The 16759-nt window shown below is 68.5% G+C and carries 16 protein-coding genes; 7 read left to right on the forward strand and 9 right to left on the reverse strand.

Annotated elements, in window-relative coordinates; all coding sequences use genetic code 11:
* Positions 1-18: 18 nt before the first annotated feature.
* Entirely contained in the window at positions 19-483 is a 465-nt protein-coding gene (locus tag BJG92_RS11760; RefSeq protein ID WP_232084204.1) for a GtrA family protein, read from the forward strand.
* On the opposite strand, the gene BJG92_RS11765 is transcribed toward BJG92_RS11760, so the two are convergent.
* The 5 genes from BJG92_RS11765 to BJG92_RS11785 are packed head-to-tail and all read right to left on the reverse strand — an operon-like array spanning position 480 to position 6428.
* Complete coding sequence (locus tag BJG92_RS11765) at positions 480-1637, reverse strand: cysteine desulfurase family protein (RefSeq protein ID WP_232084191.1); 1158 nt, start codon at positions 1635-1637, stop codon at positions 480-482. The genes BJG92_RS11760 and BJG92_RS11765 overlap by 4 nt on opposite strands.
* 9 nt (positions 1638-1646) lie before the next feature.
* Positions 1647-2606: a carboxylating nicotinate-nucleotide diphosphorylase gene (gene nadC, locus BJG92_RS11770; protein ID WP_232084192.1), complete on the reverse strand. Its 960-nt coding sequence runs from the start codon at positions 2604-2606 to the stop codon at positions 1647-1649.
* A complete protein-coding gene (locus tag BJG92_RS11775; protein WP_232084193.1) occupies positions 2603-4411 on the reverse strand; it encodes an L-aspartate oxidase in 1809 nt (602 codons plus the stop codon). The genes nadC and BJG92_RS11775 overlap by 4 nt, the downstream gene beginning before the upstream one ends.
* Positions 4408-5721 (reverse strand): quinolinate synthase NadA, encoded by a 1314-nt coding sequence (nadA, locus tag BJG92_RS11780; RefSeq protein WP_232084194.1) that lies wholly within the window; start codon positions 5719-5721, stop codon positions 4408-4410. The genes BJG92_RS11775 and nadA overlap by 4 nt, the downstream gene beginning before the upstream one ends.
* Positions 5718-6428, reverse strand: coding sequence for an NUDIX domain-containing protein (locus BJG92_RS11785; protein WP_232084205.1), 711 nt, complete (start codon positions 6426-6428; stop codon positions 5718-5720). Before BJG92_RS11785 ends, nadA begins: the two co-directional genes overlap by 4 nt.
* A 232-nt stretch (positions 6429-6660) precedes the next feature.
* On the opposite strand from BJG92_RS11785, the gene BJG92_RS11790 reads away from it, so the two are divergent.
* Positions 6661-7305, forward strand: a complete 645-nt coding sequence (locus BJG92_RS11790) for a maleylpyruvate isomerase N-terminal domain-containing protein (protein WP_232084195.1) — start codon at positions 6661-6663, stop codon at positions 7303-7305.
* 59 nt (positions 7306-7364) lie between these two features.
* On the opposite strand, the gene BJG92_RS11795 is transcribed toward BJG92_RS11790, so the two are convergent.
* Positions 7365-7838, reverse strand: a complete 474-nt coding sequence (locus BJG92_RS11795) for an Lrp/AsnC family transcriptional regulator (RefSeq protein WP_232084196.1) — start codon at positions 7836-7838, stop codon at positions 7365-7367.
* A gap of 183 nt (positions 7839-8021) precedes the next feature.
* Between BJG92_RS11795 and BJG92_RS11800 the strand changes: the two genes are divergently transcribed.
* The 5 genes from BJG92_RS11800 to BJG92_RS11820 all read left to right on the forward strand — a co-directional run bounded on the left by BJG92_RS11800 (position 8022) and on the right by BJG92_RS11820 (position 12874).
* Positions 8022-9416, forward strand: a complete 1395-nt coding sequence (locus BJG92_RS11800; RefSeq protein ID WP_232084197.1) for an amino acid permease — start codon at positions 8022-8024, stop codon at positions 9414-9416.
* Between the two features lie 197 nt (positions 9417-9613).
* Positions 9614-10648, forward strand: coding sequence for a thiamine pyrophosphate-dependent enzyme (locus BJG92_RS11805; RefSeq protein ID WP_232084198.1), 1035 nt, complete (start codon positions 9614-9616; stop codon positions 10646-10648).
* Positions 10641-11720 carry an alpha-ketoacid dehydrogenase subunit beta gene (locus BJG92_RS11810; protein ID WP_232084199.1) on the forward strand — a complete coding sequence of 360 codons (1080 nt, stop codon included), beginning with the start codon at positions 10641-10643 and terminating at the stop codon, positions 11718-11720. The genes BJG92_RS11805 and BJG92_RS11810 overlap by 8 nt, the downstream gene beginning before the upstream one ends.
* Positions 11713-12042, forward strand: coding sequence for a biotin/lipoyl-containing protein (locus BJG92_RS11815; RefSeq protein ID WP_043482513.1), 330 nt, complete (start codon positions 11713-11715; stop codon positions 12040-12042). The genes BJG92_RS11810 and BJG92_RS11815 overlap by 8 nt, the downstream gene beginning before the upstream one ends.
* Positions 12043-12046: 4 nt before the next feature.
* The gene (locus BJG92_RS11820) at positions 12047-12874 is read left to right on the forward strand and encodes an alpha/beta fold hydrolase (RefSeq protein ID WP_232084200.1); all 828 of its coding nucleotides are present in this window, start codon (positions 12047-12049) and stop codon (positions 12872-12874) included.
* Between the two features lie 141 nt (positions 12875-13015).
* Here BJG92_RS11820 and BJG92_RS11825 read toward each other — a convergent pair whose 3' ends face one another.
* The 3 genes from BJG92_RS11825 to BJG92_RS11835 form a co-directional block, all read right to left on the reverse strand.
* The gene (locus BJG92_RS11825) at positions 13016-14371 is read right to left on the reverse strand and encodes an MFS transporter (protein WP_232084201.1); all 1356 of its coding nucleotides are present in this window, start codon (positions 14369-14371) and stop codon (positions 13016-13018) included.
* Between the two features lie 204 nt (positions 14372-14575).
* A complete protein-coding gene (gene hpaB, locus BJG92_RS11830) occupies positions 14576-16030 on the reverse strand; it encodes a 4-hydroxyphenylacetate 3-monooxygenase, oxygenase component (protein ID WP_232084202.1) in 1455 nt (484 codons plus the stop codon).
* Positions 16031-16085: 55 nt separating this feature from the next.
* Entirely contained in the window at positions 16086-16631 is a 546-nt protein-coding gene (locus tag BJG92_RS11835) for a flavin reductase family protein (protein ID WP_232084203.1), read from the reverse strand.
* Between the last annotated feature and the right edge of the window lie 128 nt (positions 16632-16759).

Below are 16759 nucleotides of genomic sequence, written 5' to 3' on the forward strand. Positions count from 1 at the left end.
GCCCCCGAGCTTGAGCAGCTGTCCCCTCCAACCACGGCACGCCGCCCCTTGGCCCACCGCCGCCACCGCGGGCTCCTCCGCTATCCGCTGGTCCGGCAGCTCATCCGGTTCACCGGCGTCGGGATTGTGTGCACGGTGACGTCACTGGCCCTGTATGCCTTTTTCCGCCCCTGGCTCGGCCCCCAGCCGGCCAACGCGGCGGCCCTCATCCTCACCTCGCTGATGAACACGGCCCTGAACCGGCGCCTGACGTTCAAGATCACCGAGCGGCGGCGGATGAAGCGCGACCATCTCAGCGGGCTGGTCGTGATCCTGATTGCACTGCTGCTCACCGGCGGCAGCCTGGGCGTCCTGCACTGGATCAACCCGGATGCCACCGTTGCCGACGAGCTGTGGACCACAACGCTCTCCGGCTTCGTTGCCACGGCGGTGCGCTTCAGCCTGCTGCGGCACTGGATTTTCCGCCGCGCCCGGCACCGCTAGCGCTGGCCCAGGGCACGGACGCTGCCGACCGCGGTGCGGACCGCGGCCGCCGCTTCGTGCAGCTGTGCTGGGGTAATCGTTGAATCGAAGCTGAACCGCACCGCCGTCTGGGCGACTTCGGCGTCGATCCCCATCGCCCGCAGCACCGGGGACGGCTCATCTGATCCTGCCGCGCAGGCGGAGCCGCTGGAGCAGATGACACCCTGGCGTTCGAGTTCGAGCAGCACGGACTCGCCGCTGGTCCCCGGGAAGCAGAAGGACGCCACCGACGGAAGCCGCTGACTGGGGTGGCCGGTCAGGACGGCGCCGGGGACTTCGGCCAGCACGGCCCGGATGAAGTCATCGCGCAGGGCGGCAATGCGTGCCGCGGACTCAGGCCGGGAAGTCCGGGCCAGAGTCAGCGCCGTGGCGAGGGCCACGGCACCGGCCACGTTCTCGGTGCCCGAGCGTCGGCCGCGTTCCTGCCCCCCGCCATGGATCACGGGCTCCAGCCGGATCCTGCCCTTGACGAACAAGGCCCCGTTTCCCTTCGGCGCCCCCAGCTTGTGCCCGGAAATACTCAGCGCATCCACGCCCAGGGCTGCGGTGTCCAGCGGCAGCCACCCCGCTGCCTGGACGGCGTCGGTATGGAACGGGATGCCCCGCGCGCGGGCCAGGGCGGCGAGCCGGGCCACGGGCTGCACGGTCCCCACCTCGTTGTTGGCGTACATGATGCTGACCAGGGCGGTCTCCGGGCCGAGCACGGCGGCAAGGGCCTCTTCGGTGACGCGGCCGAAGGCATCCACCGGGACGACGTCGACGGCGAAGCCATGGACCCGTTCCAGGTAGCGCGCCGATTCCTCCACGGCGGGATGTTCGACGGCGCTGATCACCACCCGGTCCAGCCCCGGGTCCGCAGCGCGCCGGGCCAGGGCAATTCCCTTGACGGCCAGGTTGTCCGCTTCCGTGCCGCCGGACGTGAAGATGACCTCGCCCGGCCGGCAGCCCAGGGCCTTCGCCGCGGCGGCGCGCGCCCCCGCGAGCGCCGAGGCGGCCGCGTCCCCGAGGGAATGGTGGCTTGACGGATTGCCGAACTCCCCCGTGAGATAGGGCCACATGGCCTCGAGCACCTCGCGGCGGACCGGCGTAGTGGCAGCAGCATCCAGGAAGATCACGGCGTCCTCTTAGCGGCCAGCCGGCCGGCCGGCCGGTTCGATCCCGAGTTCGATGTCGGGCGCCAGTTCGATGTCAAGCCCCAGGTCCAGGGCGGTGACGCTGTGCGTGAGCCCGCCGATCGAGATGACGTCCACGCCGGTCGCGGCGATGCCGGCCACCGTGGCCAGGCTGACGTTCCCGCTGGCCTCGACCCGGGCGCGTCCGCCGATCAGCGCCACGCCGGCGGCGAGCCCGGCCAGGGTGAAGTTGTCCAGCATGATCGTGTCAACGCCGGCGGCCAGCACCGGTTCGATCTGCTCCATGCTGTCCACCTCCACCTCGAAGTGTGTGGTGTGCCCCAGACGCGTCTTGGCCTCCCGCAGCACGGCCGTGAGTCTCGAGGGGTCCCCGCCGGTGAGGACGGCCAGATGGTTGTCCTTGGCCAGCACGGCGTCCGAAAGGCCAAAGCGGTGGTTTGCGCCTCCGCCGCAGCGGACAGCATAGCGTTCCAGTACCCGCAGCCCGGGCGTCGTCTTCCGGGTGTCAGTGATCCGGGCGCCGGTGCCGTCCACGAGGGCGACGAATTCCGCCGTCTTCGTGGCGATGGCACTCATCCGCTGGACCAGGTTCAGGGCCACGCGTTCGGCCAGCAGCACCGCACGGGCGTTTCCGCTGACCCGTGCCAGGAGCGTTCCGGCGGAGAACGCGGCACCGTCCGCCGCCAGCAGCACGACGTCGGCCCGGGGGTCGGCGAGCTTCATCGCGGCAGCGAACACCTCACCGCCGCTGAACACACCCGGCACCCGGGCGGCCAGGACCGCCGTCGCCCGCGCGTCGGCCGGGATGAGCGTCTGGGACGTGATGTCGCCATACGGTGCGTCCTCGGCCAGGGCGGCCCGCAGCACGGCGTCGACGGCGGCTGCGGGCAGGGTCCCGGCGAGCCCCGTCACCGGGAGGGCGGCCGGGCGTGCTGCTGCGGGTGCTGTCATGAAGAGATCCTTTGCTTGGGACGGGACGCGGCGGCATGCCGGTGGCCGGACTTCCCGGCAGCGGAAGCCTGGCGGGCGGGGGCAACGAGCACGGCCGGGAGGACGGCTGCGGCATCGGTATCGGTATCGGTATCGGAACGGTAGTGGGCGCCGACGGAACCACTCCGCTGCCGCGCCGCTGCCACGAGCAGCTGCGCGGCCAGCAGCAGGTTCCGGTCCTCGTGCCCGGACGGGTCCACCGCGTCCGTCACGATCTCGGGACGTACAACGGCGGCCCAGACAGCAAGGGTGGCCTCCGCCTCCCGCAGTTGCTCGCCGCTGCGCAACACCCCGGCGTACGCGGTCATCAACCGCCGCAGGGCGTCGCGCGAGAAACCCCCGGGATCAGTCGCCGACTTCACACCAAGTTCGGCGGCCGCAGGTGGAGTTCCCTCCCCCCACACGACGTCGCGCGACGGCACTGCGGAAGCGTGCGTCAAGGGGAGGCCGTCCGCGGCCGAGACAGCACGCGGAGCAGTGCGGTCGTGCGGCGGTACGTCAGCGAGGAATGCCTCCACGGCGCGCCGGCCGAACACAAGACCCTCCAGCAGCGAGTTACTCGCCAGCCGGTTGGCTCCCTGCGCACCGGTGCATGCCACCTCGCCGGCGGCAAACAGGCCCTCGACGGACGTGCGTCCCCAGAGGTCGGTCGCCACGCCGCCCATCCAGTAGTGGGCCGCCGGCGACACCGGCAGCGGTTCGCTGGTCCAGTCATAGCCGGCGGCGCGGGTGGCCGCGGTGATCGTGGGGAAACGCCGCGCCAGGAACCCCGGACCACGGGCCGCCTCGATCCCGCGGGCGTCCAGAAAGACCGGGGTGTCCGCCGGCGCCCCCGTCGCGGCGAGGTGCAGGGCGATGCTGCGGGAGACGACGTCGCGCGGGGCCAGCTCCGCGTCCGGATGGTAGCCGGTCATAAAGCGGTAGCCGGCGGCGTCGAGCAGCACCGCTCCCTCGCCGCGGACCGCCTCGGAGATGAGCAGCGACGGCGGTCCGCCGGGAATCTCCTCGGCTGCGAGGGTGGTGGGGTGGAACTGGAAGAACTCGAGGTCCCGCATGGCGGCCCCCGCACGCCAGGCGAGCGCAACGCCGTCGGCCGTGGCGACGGACGGGTTGCTGGTCCGGGCGAAGAGCCTGCCGGCACCCCCGGTGGCGAGCAGCACGGCGTCGGCGTCCAGACGCCTGGACTGTCCGTTGGCGAGATAGGCGACGCCGGTTACCCTCCGGTCGGCCGTCCCGGTCAGGAGTTCAGTGACGAAGGCGCCGGTCTCGAGGCGCAGCCTGCCCTGAACAGCTCGTTCGAGGACGGCGGCCGCGAGCGCGCGGGCGATGCAGGCGCCGGTCGCGTCGCCGCCGGCATGCAGGATGCGGGCGGCGGAGTGCGCAGCCTCGAGCCCCAGTACGGGGCCGCCGCCGGGGCCCGCATCGAAGTCCACGCCGAAGCGCCGGAGCCCGGCAATGTCCCGGCCGGCTTCGGTGCACAGGATCCGCACGGCGTCGGGGTCGTTCAGCCCGGCACCGGCGGCCAGGGTGTCGGCGATGTGGGCAGCCACGGAATCACCCGGGGCCGCCTCCCCCGCCGGGAGCACTGCCGAGACGCCGCCCTGGGCGTAGAAGGTGTTGCTCTGTTCGAGGGCGCCTTTGCTCAGCAGCACGACGTCGGCGGCCTGGCCGCCCGCCGGGACAGCTGCCGGGTCGGAGGCGAGCAGCGCGGCGTAGAGCCCGGCGATGCCGCTGCCGACGACCACCAGGCGCAGGGGCCTGGTCACGGCCGGGCCGCCAGCATGCGTTCCAGGGCGACCCTGGCCGGCGCCGCGACGTCCTCTTCCACGGTGATGCGGTTGACCACCTCGCCGCGGACCAGCGCCTCCAGGACCCAGGCGAGGTAGCCCGGGTGGATGCGGTACATCGTGGAGCACGGGCAGATCACCGGGTCGAGGCAGAAGATGGTGTGCTGCGGGTATTCCGCGGCCAGCCGGTTGACGAGGTTGATCTCGGTGCCGACGGCGAAAGCGGCGGGCTCCGTGGCGGCGGCGATGGCCTTGCGGATGAAATCGGTGGAGCCGGCGGAGTCCGCAGCGTCCACCACTTCCATCGGGCACTCGGGGTGCACGATCACCTGGACGCCGGGGAACTCGGCGCGGGCCTTCTCGATCTGGGCCACGTTGAAGCGCTTGTGGACCGAGCAGAAGCCGTGCCAGAGGATCACGCGGGAGTCCTGCAGCACCTGTTCATCGTTGCCGCCCAGGTCCTTGCGCGGGTTCCACATCGGCATCTGCTCCAGCGGAACGCCCATGGCCTTGGCGGTGTTGCGGCCCAGGTGCTGGTCGGGGAAGAACAGCACGCGCTGGCCGCGTTCGAACGCCCATTCCAGCACCGTGGCGGCGTTCGAGGAGGTGCAGACGATCCCGCCGTGCTCGCCGCAGAAGCCCTTGAGGGCAGCGGAGGAGTTCATGTAGGTGACCGGAATGACCGGGACCCGGCCGTCGGCGTCGGGCCCGGTGCCGAAGAGCTCCGCCAGCGCTTCCCAGCATTCGGTGACGGAGTCGATGTCCGCCATGTCCGCCATGGAGCAGCCCGCGGCCAGGTTCGGCAGGATCACGGCCTGCTCCGGCCGGGACAGGATGTCCGCGGTTTCGGCCATGAAGTGCACGCCGCAGAAGATGATGGCCTCGGCGTCCGGGCGGGTCAGGGCGGCATTGGCGAGCTGGAAGGAGTCACCCACGAAGTCCGCGTAGGCGACCACCTCATCGCGCTGGTAGAAGTGCCCCAGCACGACGGCGCGGTCCCCCAGCGCCGCTTTGGCGGCCCGGATCCGCGCGTCAAGTTCGGCGTCGCCGGCCAGTTTGTACTCCTCCGGCAGCTGGACCTGACGCGGAGTGGACGCCGGGGCGGCATCGGCGACGGAGGCGCCCGGACCGTAGGCCGGCACCCCCGCGAGGGCCTCGGCCAGGTCAAAGTCCCACGGGCCGCGGGCGAGCGCCGGGCTGCACGTGGAGGCGGCCGTTGCAATGCCCGCGGCGCGGCTGGTGGCCTGCTCGCGCGTGATCAGCTGGATGGCTGTGTTGACGCTGCTCATGGTGTGCTCCTGTTGTCTGGGTCAAGGCCCGGGCGGCCGGTGAAACGGTAGAGCCGGGGCGGGCGGTGTTTGCCGCCCTGAAGGTATTCGCCGGTGTCTTCGATATCCGGCGTGGCTTTGATCTGGCGGCGGAAATTGGCCGGATCCAGTTCGCGGTCCAGGACGGCCTCGTAGACCTCCCGGACCTGGGCGAGGGTGAAGTATTCGCCCAGCAGGTGGTACGCGATGGACCCGTAGGCCATCTTGTTACGCAGCCGCCCGAGCGCGTAGTCGATGATCGCGTTGTGGTCGAAGGCCAGTTCCCCGAGCCGGTCAGCCCGGAACCAGCGGACATTCTCGGATTCGTCGGCGAGCGCGGCCTCGGTGGGCTGGACGAGTGCCCAGTACACGATCGACACGACGCGCTGCGTGGGTGAGCGGTGCAGCCCGCCGAAGGCGTAGAGCTGTTCGAGGTATTTCGGGGCCAGCCCCGACGTTTCACGAAGGTTCCGGGACGCGGCGTCCTGGAGGGACTCGGAGTGGGTCAGCGGGCCGCCGGGGAGCGCCCACTGGTCCTTGAACGGTTCCCGGATCCGTCGCACCAGCGGGATCCAAAGCGTGGGGCGCCCCGAGCGCTCACTGGGCCGCAGGGCGAAGATCACGGTGGAGATGGCCAGCGACGGCGGTGCGAGCCGGCGCTCGGCGACGTTGTCTGCTGCTGTGTAGATGGTGGTTCACCCCGCGACCTGAGGTTCCGGACTGGCACTGACGGCCCGGGACGGCTCCGGCCCGACTGCCGGATTAGTTATAGTCAAGTTGACTAGAACTAATGATACGACCGTGCCGGCCGGGCGCAAAATGTTTCGGGTCACATGGCCGGAGCCGGGGTCGGACGCGCGGAACAGTCCGGCGTTTGGTCCGGGCTTGTCCGCGGGTCCGGCAGCGGTATATATCGGGGCTATGGACTCAAAGGATATAGGCCCGGAGGGTTTGGACGCACAAGCAGTCAGGGCCCGTTACGCGGGAGCGGCCCGGGCATTCCTGGAGCTCGCCGGACGGGTACCGCAGGACGCCTGGTCGTGGCCCGCACTGGGTGAATGGGATGTCCGGGCACTGACTGGCCACACGAGCCGCGCCCTGACAACCGTCGAGACCTACCTCGCCACCCCGGCCACCGGGGAACGTGTGGCCGGCCCGGTGGAATACTTCCTGGCCGTCCGGAGCGCCGCGTCGCCGGACGCAATCGCGCAGCGAGGCAAGGAAACCGGGGAAGCCCTGGGCGAGGACCCGGCCGCAGCGGTGCGGGAAATTGTCCAACGCGTCACGGCTCTGGTGAGGAATACGCCGGACAATGCCCTAGCGGCCACCCCCGCAGGGCCAATGACGCTCATCGACTACCTGCCCACCCGGACCTTCGAGCTGGCCGTACATACCCTGGACCTGGCGCGCGCCCTCGGGCTCCCGCCGCCCGCCTCCCTGGCCCCGGCGGTCGCGGCCTCCCTGGAGCTCGCCGGTGCCATCGGCTCCCGGTTGCCGGCCGCCGGTGAGTTGCTGCTAATGCTCACCGGACGGACCGGCCTGCCCCGAAACCTGAGCGTCGTCTAGCCCGCGGCCGGTTCACCCGGCTGGCCTGCCGGGCCGGTGCGGCTCACCGGCCTGGCCTGTCACTTGCCTGTGGCCGCGGCTTCCAGCAACGGCAGGGTGCGCCCCTGGAAATGGGTATTGAGGACGATCACGGAGGAGGAACGCAGGACCGTCCTGGTGGCGATCATGGCATCGAGGACGCGCTGGAGATCCGGATTGGAGCGGGCGGCGATGCGGGCCATGAGGTCCGAACTCCCGGAAACGGTATGGATCTCGATCAGCTCAGGGATCCGCGCCAGGGCCTCGACGACGGCGTCGTGCCCGAGGTCCTGGTTGATCGTCAGGGAGCAGAACGCCACCACCGGGAAGCCGAAGTGCGCCGGGTCCGGCTGCGGCACCCACGAGCCGATCACACCGGCGTCCTGCATCCGGTCCAGCCGCGACTGCACCGTGGCGCGGGCCACCTTCAGCACCCGGGAGGCTTCCAGGACCGAGGCCCTGGGAGAATCCGTGAAGAATCGGACAATCTTCGCATCCAAAGGATCAACGTCCATCGATTTTTCCTTCCCAAGCGGCCCGGGTGGGACAAACCGCCGCCAATGCCCCGATTCAGTTAGCAAACTGCCACCATGCTCTCACGGCGGGGGCACCCCGGCTATCCGTAGCGCCAGCCCAAAGACGGTAAATTCAATAGGTCCCAGAAGGACGCACAGATCCAAACCACACGAAGGTTCGCCATGACAACGAAGTCCACCGCGACGCTACCCACCGCGGTCTCCGCCCCGAGCCTGGGGCACAGCATGAAGCCACGCCAGCTGACCATGATGGGACTGGGCAGCGCGATCGGCGCCGGACTGTTCCTCGGCTCGGGGGCAGGAATCCAGGCGGCGGGACCGGCAGTGCTGATCTCCTACCTTGTTGCCGGAACACTGATCATCCTGGTGATGTGGGCGCTCGGCGAGATGGCCGCGGCCAACCCCAACAGCGGCGCATTCTCCGTCTACGCGCAAAAAGCCATGGGCAAGACCGCCGGGGCGACCGTCGGCTGGCTCTGGTGGCTGCAGCTTGTGGTCGTCATCGCGGCCGAGGCCCTGGGCGCCTCCGCACTCCTGTTCACCGTGTGGCCGGTGATCCCCGTCTGGGCACTGTCCCTGATCTTCATGGCCCTGTTCACTGCGGTCAACCTCGCCGGCGTGAAGAACTTCGGCGAGTTCGAGTTCTGGTTCGCCATCCTCAAAGTGGCCGCCATCCTGATGTTCCTCGCCATCGGGGCGGCCCTGCTGCTGGGCTGGCTGCCGGACGTCCCGTCCCCGGGCCTGAGCAACTTCACGTCCGACTTCGCCCCCGCGGGTCTGGGCGGCATCGCCACCGCCCTGTTCGTGGTGATCTTCGCGTTCGGCGGCACCGAGATTGTCAGCGTCGCCGCCGCCGAGACCGAGAACCCCGAGCACAGCGTGGCGCAGGCGATCCGCACGGTGGTCTGGCGGATCCTGGTGTTCTACATCGGCTCGGTGTTCGTCATCGCCGCTGTCCTGCCTTCCACGTCCGGGGCCCTGAAGTCACCCTTCGCCGGAGTGCTCGACGCCGCCCGGATCCCGGGAGCCGGCGCCGCGATCACCCTGGTGGCCGTCGTCGCGCTGCTCTCGGCCCTGAATGCCAACCTGTACGGCGCCTCCCGCATGGTGTATTCGCTCTCTGAGCGCGGCGAAGCCCCGCGGTTCCTTTCGAAGCTCAACGCCGCCCGGGTCCCGGTGGTGGCGGTGAGCCTTTCCGTGGCGTTCGGCTTCCTGGCCGCCGTGCTGGAACTGCTGTTCCCGGACCAGATCCTGCCGGCCCTGTTCCAGCTTGTCGGCTCCACCTGCCTCGTGGTGTGGAGCTCGGCCCTCGTATCCCAGCTGATCCTGCGCCGCCGGGCAGACCGCGACGGCACTCCCCTACCCTTGCGGATGAGGGGCTTCCCGGCGCTGACCATCTTCGGACTCGTGCTCCTGGCGCTGATCTTCGCCGTCGGTTTCAGCAGCCCGGACAGCAGCAAGCAGCTATTGAGCACGATGGCCCTTGTGGCGGCCATCGCCGCCGCCTGCTGGGTCGGCGGCCGGGTCACCGGCTCCGGAACGCGGGCGCCCAACTAGCTAGCAGCAGGGGCCGTTTTGAGCGGCCATAACGGCCCCTGCTGCGAGTCAGTTGGGATCGGGGCGGTCCTCGGCCCGATCCCGGCGCTAGACAAATTGCCTTGCTCAACGGCAGCTGTGGCGGCAGAAGTGTGCAGTCTGGGCAGCCCTTCCTAGGCTGTTTGCCCACCCCGCCGCCGGTGACTAGGGTCACAGACATGGACACACTTCCCGTGGCTTCCGGCGGCGCCGCCGATCCGCTCACTCCCGCCCAGCTCCGCGAGCTCTATTCGCTGATGGTGGCCGTCCGCCACCTCGACCGCTCTGCCATCGCCTGGCAGCGCCAGGGCATCATTCCGGGCTACGCTCCGGAGCTCGGCCAGGAAGCGGCCCAGGTGGGCAGCGGCTATGCCGTGGACACCACCCGGGACTTCGTCTTCCCCACCTACCGCGAAATGGGCGTCGCCCGGACCATGGGGGTGGACATGGTGGCCTACATGTCCACCCACAAGGCCACCTGGCACGGCGGTCTCTACGACCCGCTGAAGTCCCGCCTCGCCCCGATCCAGGCCGTAGTGGCGGGTTCGGTGCTGCACGCCGTCGGCTGGGCCCACGGCCAGACGCTTGACCAAAAAGACGGCGTCGCGATGACCTACTTCGGCGACGGCGCCTCCTCCCAGGGGGACGTCCACGAGGCGCTCAACTTCGCGGCCGTGATGAAGGCGCCCGTGGTGTTCTTCGTCCAGAACAACGGCTGGGCCATCTCCGTCCCCACCGAACGCCAGGTTGCCGGCGGCTCCGTCGCCGCCCGCGCCGCCGGCTACGGCATGCCGGCACTGCAGATCGACGGCGACGACGTCGTCGCCGTTCTCGGGGCGACCCGCCGCGCCTTCGCGCACGCCCGCGCCGGCAACGGCCCCGTGCTCATCGAGGCCATGACCTACCGCCGCGGCCCGCACTCGACCTCCGATGACCCGGGCCGTTACCGCACCCTGGACGAGGAGCGCGACGGCGCGGGCGCGGACCCGCTGGAGCGCTTCCGGCAGCGGCTGCTCGCCGACGGCATCGCGGACGAGGCGTTCTTCGCCGAAGCCCTGGCCGCGGCCAAGGCCGAAGAGGAGCAGATCCGCACCGGCATCCAGGCGCTCGCCTCCCGGCCGGGCACCGAAATGTTTGACCTGGTCTTCCAGGAAACCACCCCTGCCCTGCAGGCCCAGGCCGCTAACTGGCGCGAGGAGTCCGAACATGTCTAACTCGATTCTCGAAAGCGTAGACGCCGCAGGCGACAGCACTCCCGGGAGGACTGGCACCAGCGCAGGCACGCCCGCTTCCACCATCGTGATGTCCATGCAGCAGGCGCTGAACCGGGCCCTCGACGAGGTGCTCGCCGAGAACCCGAAGGCCGTCATCTTCGGCGAGGACTGCGGCCAGCTTGGCGGCGTCTTCCGCATCACCGACGGGCTGCAGGCCAAACACGGAGCACAGCGCGTCTTCGACACCCCGCTCGCGGAATCCGGCATCCTCGGCATGTCCGTGGGCTTGGCCATGGCCGGCTTCCACCCGATCCCCGAGGTCCAGTTCGACGGCTTCGCCTACCCCGCCATCAACCAGATCGTCTGCCAGATCGCGCGGATGAACTACCGCAGCCGCGGCACCCTGCCGATGCCGATCACCCTGCGCGTGCCCAGCTTCGGCGGCATCCGCGCGCCCGAACACCACGGGGAAAGCCTCGAGGCGCTCTTCGCGCACGTGCCCGGGCTCAAGGTGGTCTCGCCGTCGAACCCCCATGAGGCCTACCACCTGCTCAAGTACGCCGCCACGCGGCCGGACCCGGTGATTTTCATGGAGCCGAAATCGCGCTACTGGCAGAAGGGTGAAGTCAACCTCGCCCACGGTGAGGCCGGCGCCGGCTCCCCCACCGGCGCGAAGGTCATGCGCGAGGGCCGCCACCTGACGCTCGTCGCGTGGGGCGCCATGGTGGCCCGCTGCCTGCAGGTGGCCGAACTCGCCGCCGAAGACGGAATCGACATCGAGGTCCTGGACCTGCGCTGGCTCAAGCCGATCGATGCCGAGGCGCTGGCCGCCTCCGTGCGCAAGACGCGCCGCGCCGTCGTCGTCCATGAAGCGCCGCTGACTTCCGGGCTGGGCGCCGAGGTGGCACAGCTGATCACGCAGAGCTGCTTCGATACGCTCAGGGCGCCGGTTGAGCGGGTGACCGGCTTCGACGTACCGTATCCCTCGGGCGATCTGGAAGACGAATACATCCCGAACATTGACCGGATCCTTTTCGGCATCCAGCGAGTATTGGAGTACAAACGTGGCTGAAATTTCCTTCCCGCTGCCTGACCTCGGCGAGGGCCTGATCGAGGCGACCGTGCTGGAATGGCTGGTGTCCCCGGGCGACCAGGTGGAGCGGAACCAGCCGCTCGTGGAGGTTGAAACCACCAAGTCGGCCGTGGAATTGCCCAGCCCGCAGGCAGGTAAGGTGGTGCGTATCCACGGCGGGCCCGGCGACAAGATCAACGTCGGCGAGCCCCTGATCGTGTTCGAGGTTCCGGACAACACCGCCGGCATCGTGGGCACGGTCCCGAAGGAAGAGGCACCGAAGCGCCGGGTCCGCCTGAGCGCCGTACTTGATGAGGACTGACACCATGAGCGGCAGGCACACCGGCGAACAGCATTCCCACACCGTCGAGGGCACGGACCCCCAGCTGTATGTGGGGGTGCACGAGCCCCAGGACGACGCCGGGCTGCGACCGGTGCTGCTGCTGCACGGCTTCTCCTCCTCCACCAAACTCAACTGGGAGGACACCGGCTGGCTGACGGCGCTCCTGGAAGCCGGCCGCCGCGTCATCACAGTGGACCTGCCGGGCCACGGCCGCAGCGGAGCCCCCGAGGACATGGACGCCTACGCCCCCAGCCGGATCCGGGCGGACCTGCTGCAGATCGCGTCCGACGCCGGCGCCCGCCCCCTGCGCGACGGCGATCCCTCCAGCGGGCTGGACGTGATCGGCTACTCACTGGGCTCCCGGCTCGCCTGGGAATTCGGCGCCACCCAGCATGAGCTGGTCCACCGGCTGGTGCTGGGCGGACCCAATGTCTCCGATCCGCTGGCCGACTTTGACGTGGTTGCCGCGCAGCGCTACCTTGCCGACGGCACTCCGATCGCGGATGAGTCAACCGCCGGGCTGCTGAAGATGGCCCAGCTGCTGCCCAGCAACAACATCTTCTCGCTGCTCTCGCTCGTCGAGGCGGTCAAGGGCGAGCCGTTTGATCCCGCCGAGGCTGTCCCGCACATGCCGATGCTGCTCGTGGCCGGGGAGAAGGACGACCGTGCGGCGTCGATGCCGGAACTTGCCGCGCTGGCCGCGAAATCCGGCGCCCTGGTCGAACAGCTTCTGTTGCCCGGCCGGAACCACACCAACGCCATCACCAGCCGCGCGTTCAAGCAGGGGGCCATCGGCTTCCTGGGCGTCTAGTTTCCCGGCCGCCTTAAGAAGCAACGCGGGGTCACTTACGGCCCATCCGCGCCGTTCGGATGGGCGGCAAGTGACCCCGCGTTGCTTTAAGGAAAGAGGGGCACGGACCTTTCGGCCCGTACCCCTCCGTTCGCCTGCTTCTTAGTGCTTTGCCGCTTTAGCCGGCTCGTGGTGGGTGACGCCGAGCGGGCGGCCCTTGGTTTCCCCGGTCAGGATGACGCCGACTGCGGAGATGACGCAGAGGATCATGATGTAGATGCCGATGGAGCCGGTCCACTTGGTGCCCTGCAGCAGAACTTCGGCGATGGTGGCCGCGAAGGCCCCGCCGAGGATGGCGCCGAAGGCATAGCCGATCGAAATGCCCGAGTAGCGCACGTTCGCCGGGAACATCTCGGCGTACATGGCGGACATCGGGCCGTAGGACAGGCCCAGGCCGATGGTAAGGACGAACAGCGCGACGCCGTACAGCACGATGTTCTTGGTGTCGATGAGCGCAAACATCGGGATCATCCATGCGAAGACGATGCCGTAGCCGATCAGGAAGGTCTTGACGCGGCCGATCTTGTCCGACAGCCAGCCGCCCACGAGGGTGAAGATCAGCCAGCCGAAGGAGGCCAGCGTGGTGGCCAGCAGGATCTGCGGGGTGGGCATCTTCAGGGACTTGGTGGCGTAGGAGATGAAGAACGCGATCAGCAGGTAGCCGGCAGCGTTGTTGCCCATGAAGATCATCGTCGAGTAGAGGACGGCCTTCTTGTGCTTGCGGATGAGTTCCCCGAGAGGCGCCTTGCTTTCTTCCTTGCGCTCCTGCATCTCCTTGAACACGGGGCTCTCGGCAACCGCGCGGCGGATCAGGTAACCGACGACGATCAGCACGATGGAAAGCAGGAACGGCACACGCCAGCCCCAGGACGCGAAGTCCTCCTTGGACATGGACGTGTTGAGGAAGTACAGCAGGCCGGTGGCGAGGATCATGCCGACAGGGACACCGATCTGCGGGTAGGCGCCGAACAGCCCGCGCTTGCTCATGGGGGCGTGCTCGACGGCCATCAGGGCCGCACCGCCCCATTCGCCACCGGCGGAGAAGCCCTGGATGACACGGAGCAGGATCAGCAGGATCGGAGCCCAGACGCCAATCTGGGCGTAGGTGGGCAGCATACCGATCAGCGCTGTCGCCGCACCCATCATGACCAGGGTGAAGACCAACATGGCCTTGCGTCCGAGCCGGTCCCCGAGGTGTCCGGCGACGATGGCGCCGAGCGGGCGGAAGAGGAAGCTGATGCCGATGAGGGCGAAGGACAGGATCTGCGCCAGGCCGGGGTTGGAAGCGTTCAGCGGCGCCAGGAACAGCGGAGACAGCAGCGTTGCCGTCAGCTGGGCGAAGATGAAGAAGTCGTACCACTCGATGGTGGTCCCGACCAGCGTCCCGGCGAGGACCTTGCGTTCCTCATGCTTGCTGCTGGGTCCCGCCTCGGAATCGACGATTGAAGTTGCGGTCATTGGAACTCCGTTGCTGGGGGCAGAGGTACTGCCCGGGGTGGGTGCGAAGTGGATAACTGAATGCCTCTTGAATTACTGATCGAACGGTCAGTTAGTAATATGGATCATACTATGAAAAGTGTGATAAAACACACAGATTCCCGAAAAAGCTTCGCGGCTTCCGGTAAATGACGGCGCCGGAAATGACGGCGCCGGCGGCCCGGCTCAGTCCGGGCGGTTGAGCAGCTCGCGCACCCTGGCCCGGACGGGCTCGCGGTCATAGCTCTTCACCAGGGCGCCGGCCATGCGCACGGGATCGCCGAAGAAGAAGTACTCGTACAGTGACTGGCGGCCGGAGAATCCGGAAATGGAGGCATCAAAGGCCAGCTTGAACAGCCGGACACGCTCGGGCCCGGTGAGCGTCTTGCCCTGCAGGTACATCTCGATGTCGGCCCGGGCCTCGCTGTTCACATCCGCCTCGCCGGGAAGCGCCATCAGTCCGGACGCGGAGAACTTCCGGATGATTTGCGGGAACCGCTGGGCGATCTTCGGGTACCAGTTGCGGGCCGCGTTCAGGGTGGACCACTTCGGCAGCATCACTCCGGCCTCGTTCAGCTGGGCGTCGGCCTCCGAGGCGCGGACCAGCGCGCGGCCTATTTCGACGTCGACGATCAGCTCCGCGATGTCCTCCTGGATGTGCTGGAAGCCGTCGATGCCGATGGAATCGGCCAGTTCGGAGGCCAGCCCCAGGAAGAACTCGCTCTTGGCAATGGTCCGGGTGACCACTTGGTGGGTCATCAGCGCGCCCGCGCCGGTCTCTGTATAGAAACTGTTGCAGAGCTGGGGGTTGCCGAGCATGAAGATGCGCTCGCTGGGCACAAACACGTTGTCGAAGACTGCGACGGCGTCCATTTCCTCATAGCGGGAGGCAAGCGGCTCGTCGTGCGTGCTGCCGCCGTGGTACAGCGAGGTGCGGCAGAGGTAGCGGAGGCCCGGCGCGTCATTCGGGATGGCGAAAGCGTAGGAGTAGGGGGCGTCCTCGGGCGTCCCGCGGAGCACCGTGGAGGGGAAGACCAGCAGTTCGTCGGCAATCGGTGCGATCGTGGCGAGCATGCGGGCGCCGTGGATGACGATGCCGTCCCCGCGTTCCTCGACGATCCGCGCGGCGAGCTGGCCGCCGAGCTGTTCGGAACCGGACACCGAGCGGTTGACCTGGGGCGGGATGAGGGTGTGCGTGGCGAGGACGTCGTTTTCGCGGGCCCACTCGTAGTAATTGCGGACATTCCCGGCGAACTTGGGGTCGGCCTGGGCGAACCACTTCTGGGCCGTGCTGAGGGCGGTCAAGGCGGAGTTCATGTAGTCGCCGGAGCGGCCCAGGAAGCCGTTGGAGGACTCGGCCCAGGTGGAGATGGCGCGGCGGCGGCGCTCGAGGTCCTCCACGGTTTTCGGCACCAGGAAGGACGCGTTCACGAGGTCGCCGGTGGTGGGCGAGGTGTAGGTCAGGCCTTCCTGGTACTTGGGGTCGTGCTGCATATCGAAGAGCTTGGCGTACGAGCGGGCCACGTTGCGGAACGCGGGGTGCTCAGCGATCTTCGCGCTGACCACCTCGCCGTCAATCACCACGTGCGGGTTCATCCCATTGAGCTTGTCCAGATACTGCTGTCCGGTACGGATACCCATGGTTGTTTCTCCAGTCGTCGTTGACCTGCGCGGTCTTGAACGTGTTCTGCGGGAGCTAGAGCAGGTCTTCCATCCCGAGTTGGCTTTCCGGGATGGTGGTGAAGCTGCTGTTGGCGTACCCCAGGGCGTCGCCGCTGCGGTAGTTGAAGTCCACCACTTCGCCGATGTATAGGGTGTGGTCGCCGCCGTCGTACGCTGCCCAGGGCTTGCATTCGAAGAAGGCAAGCACGTTCCAAAGCCGCGGTGCCGTTTCTCCCTCGACCCACCGCGGCTCTGGCCCCGGCCGGCCGGCGAAGTGCGTGGCCAACTGCCGCTGCTCGGCGCCGAGGATGTTGACCGTGAAGGGCCTGTTGGCGAGTTCGTCGTGGGCCTTCGTTGTCCGGGCGATGCTGACCAGGACCAGGGGCGGGTCCATGGATACGGAGGTGAAGGAATTGACGGTGATGCCGTGGCGCTTGGTGACGCCGTCAAATGTCACGATCGCGACGCCGGTGGCGAACCGTCCGAGGCTGCCGCGGTAGTGATGGGCCCGCTGCGCGGACGTGCGGCCCGGAACCACCGGAACGACCGGAACCGGCTCGGTGCGGGGCTTGGCAATCATCTTCGATCCCTTGCGTGGGTGGCGGGTGCTGTTGCGGTGCGCATGGGTGTTCTATAATCGAACTCATAGTTCCCATATAGAACGCTACAGCAGCGTGACACGCAGCACAAGAGCCCCCGGCCCCGCCC

The organism is Arthrobacter sp. SO5, from assembly GCF_020532805.1.
Lineage (GTDB): Bacteria > Actinomycetota > Actinomycetes > Actinomycetales > Micrococcaceae > Arthrobacter.

Excerpts from the sequence above, each read along its gene's own strand:
- nadC (WP_232084192.1), bottom strand. The coding sequence starts at position 2,606 with ATGACAGCACCCGCAGCAGCACGCCCGGCCGCCCTCCCGGTGACGGGG.
- nadA (WP_232084194.1), bottom strand. The coding sequence starts at position 5,721 with ATGAGCAGCGTCAACACAGCCATCCAGCTGATCACGCGCGAGCAGGCC.
- BJG92_RS11790 (WP_232084195.1), top strand. The coding sequence starts at position 6,661 with ATGGACTCAAAGGATATAGGCCCGGAGGGTTTGGACGCACAAGCAGTC.
- BJG92_RS11795 (WP_232084196.1), bottom strand. The coding sequence starts at position 7,838 with ATGGACGTTGATCCTTTGGATGCGAAGATTGTCCGATTCTTCACGGAT.
- BJG92_RS11800 (WP_232084197.1), top strand. The coding sequence starts at position 8,022 with ATGACAACGAAGTCCACCGCGACGCTACCCACCGCGGTCTCCGCCCCG.
- BJG92_RS11805 (WP_232084198.1), top strand. The coding sequence starts at position 9,614 with ATGGACACACTTCCCGTGGCTTCCGGCGGCGCCGCCGATCCGCTCACT.
- BJG92_RS11810 (WP_232084199.1), top strand. The coding sequence starts at position 10,641 with ATGTCTAACTCGATTCTCGAAAGCGTAGACGCCGCAGGCGACAGCACT.
- BJG92_RS11820 (WP_232084200.1), top strand. The coding sequence starts at position 12,047 with ATGAGCGGCAGGCACACCGGCGAACAGCATTCCCACACCGTCGAGGGC.
- BJG92_RS11825 (WP_232084201.1), bottom strand. The coding sequence starts at position 14,371 with ATGACCGCAACTTCAATCGTCGATTCCGAGGCGGGACCCAGCAGCAAG.
- hpaB (WP_232084202.1), bottom strand. The coding sequence starts at position 16,030 with ATGGGTATCCGTACCGGACAGCAGTATCTGGACAAGCTCAATGGGATG.
- BJG92_RS11835 (WP_232084203.1), bottom strand. The coding sequence starts at position 16,631 with ATGATTGCCAAGCCCCGCACCGAGCCGGTTCCGGTCGTTCCGGTGGTT.